Source organism: Streptomyces sp. NPDC050388, from assembly GCF_040655635.1.
Lineage (GTDB): Bacteria > Actinomycetota > Actinomycetes > Streptomycetales > Streptomycetaceae > Streptomyces.
Window position 1 is genome coordinate 1 of record NZ_JBFAKH010000252.1, and the last position, 1872, is coordinate 1872.

A 1872-nucleotide genomic window follows, 5' to 3' on the forward strand; every position below is an offset into this window, starting at 1 on the left:
AGGAACCACAGCCGCTGCTGGGCGTGCGAGAGCGGTACGCGGGCCGGCCGCACCGCCGGCACCACCCGGCCGCGCGCGTCGGCCGAGGTGTCCAGCGCACCGGCGAGCCGCGCCACCGTGGGCGCCTCGAAGAGCTGCCGGATGGCCAGCTCCGTGTCCAGGACGGTGCGGATGCGGCTGACCAGTTTGGTGGCGAGCAGGGAGTGGCCGCCCAGGGCGAAGAAGTCGTCGTCGATGGTGACCGTGTCGACGCCGAGCACCTCGGCGAAGAGGGTGCAGAGCAGTTCCTCGCGGGGGGAGCGGGGCGCGCGGCCGCTTCCTGTGAGGGGTCCGTAGTCGGGTGCGGGCAGGGCGCGGCGGTCCAGCTTGCCGTTGGGGGTGAGCGGGAGGGCGTCCAGGGTCACGAAGGCGGAGGGCACCATGTAGTCCGGCAGCCGGGCGGCGAGCCGTTCCCGTACGTCCGTCGTCTCGATGGGCTGCTGCTGGGTCGCCGGGACGAGGTAGGCGACGAGGCGCCGGTCTCCGGGGCGGTCCTCGCGGACGAGCACGGCGGCCTGTGCCACCTGCTCGTGTCCGGCGAGCACGGCCTCGATCTCACCCAGCTCGATGCGGAAGCCGCGCAGCTTGACCTGGTCGTCGACCCGGGAGAGGTATTCGAGTTCTCCGTCGGCGGTCCAGCGGACGAGGTCGCCGGTGCGGTACATGCGGGTGCCGGGCGGGCCGTAGGGGTCGGCGACGAAGCGTTCGGAGGTCAGTGCCGGGCGGCCGTGGTAGCCGCGTACGACGCCGTGGCCGGCGATGTAGAGCTCGCCGGGCACCCCGGCCGGGACCGGCCGCAGCGTGCCGTCGAGGACGTACACCTGGGTGTTGGCGATCGGGCGGCCGATGCGTGGCCGGCGTGCGCCGTCGGCGGTCAGCGGCCATTGGGTGGACCAGATGGTGGTTTCCGTGGGTCCGTACAGGTTGATCACCGACATCGCGTGCTGGACGAGTGTTTCGGCCAGGTCGGCGGGCAGTGCTTCGCCGCCGACCAGTACCCGCACCCCGGCCAGCACCGCCGTGTCCTCGGCGAGTACCGCCCGCCACAGGCTCGGCGTCGCCTGCATTACGGACACGCCGGCCGACCGCACCAAACCGCACAACGCGGCCGGATCCCGGACGACGTCCCGCTCCGCCACCACGATCGACGCGCCGGAGAGCAGGGGCACGAACAGTTCCAGTCCGGCGATGTCGAAGCCGACGGTGGTCACCGCCAGCAGGCGCTCACCGGGGTGGAGTTCGAAGCGCTGCTGCATCGCGGTCAGGAAGTTCACCAGCGCGCCCTGCGGCACGACCACGCCCTTCGGGCGTCCCGTCGACCCCGACGTGTAGATCACGTAGGCCGGGTTCGTGAGAGCCGGACGGGTCAGGGACTGGTCGCCCGCGAGCCGCGACAGAGCGTCGGTGGTCTCGGGGACGTCCAGCAGCAATCGCGCTACGGCCGGTTCCTCCGGCAGTATGGGGGTCAGGTCGCTCGTGGTCAGGAGCAGGACGGGGTCGGCGTCGTCCAGCATGTACGCCAGCCGCTCGGCCGGGTACTCGGTGTCCAGCGGGAGATAGGCGGCGCCGGTCTTCCAGACCGCGAGCAGGGCGACGACCAGGTCCACGGACCTGGGCAGCGCCACCGCCACGAATCGTTCGGCGCCGGCTCCGCGCTCGACCAGCACTCGGGCCAGCCGCTCCGCACGGTCGTCCAGTTCGCCGTACGACAGTGACACCTCGCCCGCGGCCACGGCCTCCGCGGCCGGGTCCGAGGCCACCCGCTCCTCGAACAGCTCCACCACCGAACGCCCCGGCACCTCACGCGCCGTGTCGTTCCAGTCGGCGAGGAGG

At 72.4% G+C, this 1872-nt stretch carries 1 protein-coding gene; it reads right to left on the reverse strand.

Annotated features, from left to right (window positions below; all coding sequences use genetic code 11):
- Nucleotides 1–1872: amino acid adenylation domain-containing protein (locus AB0I73_RS41165; protein ID WP_363045495.1), on the reverse strand; the 1872-nt coding region annotated here is incomplete at both ends.